This is a genomic window from uncultured Proteiniphilum sp. (assembly GCF_937873925.1).
Taxonomy (GTDB): domain Bacteria; phylum Bacteroidota; class Bacteroidia; order Bacteroidales; family Dysgonomonadaceae; genus Proteiniphilum.
In genome coordinates this window covers 1-4,217 of the sequence record NZ_CALNAT010000100.1, presented here as the reverse complement: position 1 = coordinate 4,217, position 4,217 = coordinate 1, and the positions used below count along the sequence as shown (strand labels likewise).

The 4,217-nt window shown below is 46.1% G+C and carries 6 protein-coding genes and 1 pseudogene; 1 reads left to right on the top strand and 6 read right to left on the bottom strand.

Translation table 11 applies throughout. The features are described from left to right. Positions 1 to 604: 604 nt before the first annotated feature. From Q0502_RS06995 to Q0502_RS06975, 5 genes are all read right to left on the bottom strand, one after another. Positions 605 to 829 carry a hypothetical protein gene (locus Q0502_RS06995; protein WP_298648893.1) on the bottom strand — a complete coding sequence of 75 codons (225 nt, stop codon included), beginning with the start codon at positions 827 to 829 and terminating at the stop codon, positions 605 to 607. Positions 830 to 836: 7 nt separating this feature from the next. Beyond that, entirely contained in the window at positions 837 to 1,160 is a 324-nt protein-coding gene (locus tag Q0502_RS06990; RefSeq protein WP_298648891.1) for a hypothetical protein, read from the bottom strand. A gap of 27 nt (positions 1,161 to 1,187) precedes the next feature. Further along, positions 1,188 to 1,505, bottom strand: a complete 318-nt coding sequence (locus tag Q0502_RS06985) for a hypothetical protein (protein ID WP_298648889.1) — start codon at positions 1,503 to 1,505, stop codon at positions 1,188 to 1,190. After that, the gene (locus Q0502_RS06980) at positions 1,502 to 1,750 is read right to left on the bottom strand and encodes a hypothetical protein (RefSeq protein ID WP_298648887.1); all 249 of its coding nucleotides are present in this window, start codon (positions 1,748 to 1,750) and stop codon (positions 1,502 to 1,504) included. The genes Q0502_RS06985 and Q0502_RS06980 overlap by 4 nt, the downstream gene beginning before the upstream one ends. 118 nt (positions 1,751 to 1,868) lie before the next feature. Continuing rightward, entirely contained in the window at positions 1,869 to 2,465 is a 597-nt protein-coding gene (locus tag Q0502_RS06975; protein ID WP_298648884.1) for a helix-turn-helix domain-containing protein, read from the bottom strand. 170 nt (positions 2,466 to 2,635) lie between these two features. Between Q0502_RS06975 and Q0502_RS06970 the strand changes: the two genes are divergently transcribed. Beyond that, complete coding sequence (locus tag Q0502_RS06970) at positions 2,636 to 2,884, top strand: helix-turn-helix transcriptional regulator (protein ID WP_298648882.1); 249 nt, start codon at positions 2,636 to 2,638, stop codon at positions 2,882 to 2,884. Between the two features lie 324 nt (positions 2,885 to 3,208). On the opposite strand, the pseudogene Q0502_RS06965 reads toward Q0502_RS06970, so the two are convergent. Beyond that, positions 3,209 to 4,217 (bottom strand): annotated as a pseudogene (locus tag Q0502_RS06965) (hypothetical protein); the annotation flags it as partial.

Here is a 4,217-nt window from a genome sequence, read left to right as displayed (position 1 = left end):
CATGAGGTCGGGGGATCATGCCCCCCTCTCGCTACTCAATTCAGTAAACGGTTTTATGTTTTTTCATGAAACCGTTTTTTTTATTTTAGTCAAACCATAGTCAAACAAAATTTTATTTGCGACTTTCTTTATGACGCCAGCTTCAGTAAAGATTATCGGTCATTTCCTTGGATCCATGGGAACGCTACCACTTTTTTTCCGCAATCGCATATATTTTTCACTGCTTCATGAGTTGAGGATGGTTTCACCTTGTCGCGATCTCTCCTTTTGTGCCTACCTAACGATCGTTATTGATTTGATGTCCCGACCACTTCAAGGATGGTCGAGCCTCTGAGAGCCTTAAAATGGGCCGTTTTTAAAACGATTAAAATTTTACCGCCCCTATTTTCACAAACGGAAGCGGTAAGTATTCAATTATACGAAAATCAAATAGATGTTGTGCGGATTACGGAAATTTTGTTCCGGGAGGATGAACAAACATACCTCCCGGCTTACTTGAAGTGCGCCATTTGGCTACTCTTTCCCGACGTCCGGTTTCGCCTGACTGATGACGCCCAGTCCAGTTTTTAAACATGTCAAAGATTGAGAGTCTGACGTAAAACCGTTATATGGCGGTGCTACTGACCGACGATAATAGGTTTTGCGATATCTGGGCTGCCATGAGTTTTAGGATTTCATCCCGCAAACCGTCCAGTTTCTCGATCAGACCTTCCGTCATAGAATCGACCGCGCTCGCACCCCAATATTCCTCTACTTGCCTCACAGCTAAATCGACACCATTATCGACCATCCGATAGGCCACCAGATAATCTTTTGTGCCCTCGCCCAACGCGGCTTCATTTTTCATCGTTCACGAGAGAGGAGGTTTTGCCTGCTCCCAATAATTTAAGTAGTTCCGGCCGAAACATAAATGCGTTGAGGTCAGTCGCGGTTTTCTCCAGATCGTTTCTGGTTGACCGGATAAACATTTTAACTTTGTAGAAAGCCTCTTTGAGCTCATCCTGGGAGAGGGGAAGGGTTCCGGTCTCATAGAACGTGCATAGATCCATTATGCCATCCAGCGAAGCCCCATGTTCATAAATTGAAAAATTAAAGTCGTTTGCTTTGGTCATGTAGGTGTCTACCGTAAATTGCTGATCTTCTTTTAAATTTTGTGTCATAAGTCTAAAAAATTAAATGATTAATACTCAATTTCTTTGTTTTTTATTTATTTTTTTCTGGAAGTTATTCATGTGTCGTGCGAGTCTCTCCACTCTCAAGTCTCTTCGCTTTTTGGGGTTAGGGGCAGGAGCCTCGGATGCTTCCAGCAGCTCCCGCATAATCCCCTCCAGTTGACTTGCAAGGTCGATTAGTCTCTCACGAGTTATTCTTTTAGGACCCTGAGCAGTTTCCAGATCTGAAAACTCCAGCATGGCCTTTACTATTTCATTTTCAATTCTCGCCATGTCTGTGCTCGGCAGGTGTTTTTTCAATACCGATGCCGCGAGAGTCTCTCTATTTTTCATCTCCGTGCTTTTTTAAGATTTAAACCTCTAATGCCGTTAGCGTGTTCTATTCTCTGTAGCTTCACCGCTTCGGCACATCCAAAATGAGCGTAAAATGATCCGCTCTCCGTCTCCAGCTCCATATAGTCCGGATCGTATTCGCTGTGAAGTATTCCCACCACACCGGAGAGTGATATAAGATCGCCCTTGCGAACAGTGGCGCCACGCACCTCCGTGTAGTCCCCTTGTTTGAATTGCCTGATCATTGTTAAATCCTCCTATGTTTAAATGGTTTATGTGGTCGGATCGGCCCGGCTCTTCACGCCTGAAGATTTTCTTTGCTTTTGTTCTGATAATCATTTTTTTTATTCCGGGCCTTTCCAATCACGAGTGTGACTTCCAATATCTTCTAATCTCCTTACCCTGATACAGCCTTCTCTTGTTCACCTTGTGATGAATACATTTGATATATCCGTTGTCGGTGTGGCTGAGAAGGGTGCTCCGGTGGATGCCAAGCAGCTGTGCGGCCTTCCCGATGGGCACTCTTGCGTTGTCGTCGATGTCGGGTTCGGTGAACGATAAAGAAGGTTTGCTGTAATGGTGGGTTTCAGGTTTGTGGGGTCTGTCCTGTTCGTTTAGATCCTCCAGTTCTCCATATAGTCCGTACTCGAGCGCCTGACTCATTGATATCGTGAATATCCTGGCGCGCTTCGGTTCGCCGTTCTTATCCATGGTGCCGTCCAGCATCTCGATGACAAAGGCAGATTTAGTCATGCCCAAATTTAACTTGATGTGGGAAAACAGCGCTTCCATCGCTCCGGGTAGATCGATAGCGGTGGTTTCTCCGACCACGTGGCAGAGGTCGCTCTTTATCTCCCAATCCATATAAGTACGATAATCAGTCACTACATAACCGGCGTAGGTGTTCCATACCTGAAAGACCGGTCGCTGTTTAGTTGGGGTGATGTAATTTTTTTCCATTGCTTGTACGTTTAATTATTACTTATGCGAACAAATGTAGTAATAAAACATTACATTATAACAGCAATATAAAAGTTTAACAATATTTTAACACTATTTATTCACAAATCAGTAATGTTATATTACTTCATATTTAATAATTAGGTATCTTTGTGTAAAATAAAACAGCGATGGGATTGATTGTAAAGGATATTTTAAAAAGTCGCGGGATCAGCATCAAGGATTTCGCAGCATTGCTCGGAATAAACCGGGTAAATTTGTCGAACCAGTTAAGCGGTAACCCGACCCTCGAAACACTTGAAAAATGGGCTGCCGCTCTCAATGTAACCGTGCCCGATCTGTTCGATAAAAAAATCACTGCTATCAACTGTCCGAAGTGTGGGGAAGAAATTCGTCTGAGCATTGATGAAAAAAGTTGATTTTTCAGGCCGTTTTTTATTTAGGTAAGACCGTCCTCCAACCCGGGGGCGGTTTTTTTTGTCCAATCCCGGGAGCTGATCATCCGGGAGTTGTCAAATAATGCCTGAATATCGATAAAAAATGCCCTTTTTTACCCTTTTTCTGTATCATTTTTGCTCCGTTTTGCCGGTTGATATAAGAATGAGAGAGGCGTGATTCACACCGGGCCTCTCTCTGACAAAGAAAAACATATAGCACGACTTAGTTATATTTTCGCGTAAACCCCCTGGAAACTTAAAAAAGGAAAAACCTACGGTCAGCCATATATTTTAAACCGTAGCTCATTACCAACTCCTCCTTATTGACTCAATGTCTATCACCGCGACCAGATCTTTGCCCCGCGCCCTCAATGTGATTTCACGGGGCGCCCCTCCTCCGGACGACAGCGCCCCGGCAAGGTTGCTCTGCTGCGCCCTGTTAAGGATCAGCTCGCCGGAGTTGACCCGGGCGAGCATCTTGTCGCCTGAATAGGAATTACCCGGGACGATTCCGCCGAACTCGAACTTCGGTATGTTCATCAGTGCGCCCATGATCGACAGGACGGCACCTGCCGCGAGAACCGGGCCGACGACGGGAATGCCCGCCACCGCCGCCGCTCCTCCGGACGCTGCTACCGCTGAATTGGCATTCGCCAGCCCTATCAATGCGGGTAAGGATCTGCCTACCGTGGAGACGACGTTTGCACCCCACTGCAGCCATTTGCCTGCACTCTCGCCAAGTATGTCACTCATGCCGTACATCACATTGCCAATACCGGTAAAAGAATCGATAAGGTTGGCATTTTGCGCGGCAATCTGACTTACGTAATCAGAATAAGACGAAACTTCCCCGAAAGGCTGTGTCTTATCATTCATATCAATGTGCGGCAAGTTGATTTTGCCGTCAAGGTCAGTAAATTTGCTGTCTACATTGGCGAATTTGCCGACCGGTTTGATATTCCCGACCCCTCCCGGGTATTTGAACCCTATCTCGATAAACGCCTTTTTTGCCTCCAACACTTTGATCAGTTCGTCGGCGGACCGTCTTGCCTCGTCCGTTGTAGCGTTGAGGAAGTTCTTCCGGGCGGTGGAGATCTGTTTCTCCAGCTCTGCGATTGATCCTGTGGGTACGATATCGACTTTCGGGGATCCTTCTCCTCCCCGTTCTTTTCCATACCGGCGTTCGACCGTGGCCTGTTGACGCTTCAGCGATGCGATATTATTCTCGATGGCTCGCCCCTGCTGCCGTAACTGCACGATCTCCGTTCTTTTCGTGTCGCTGATCAGCTCGTTGATACGATAATACTTCTCCATT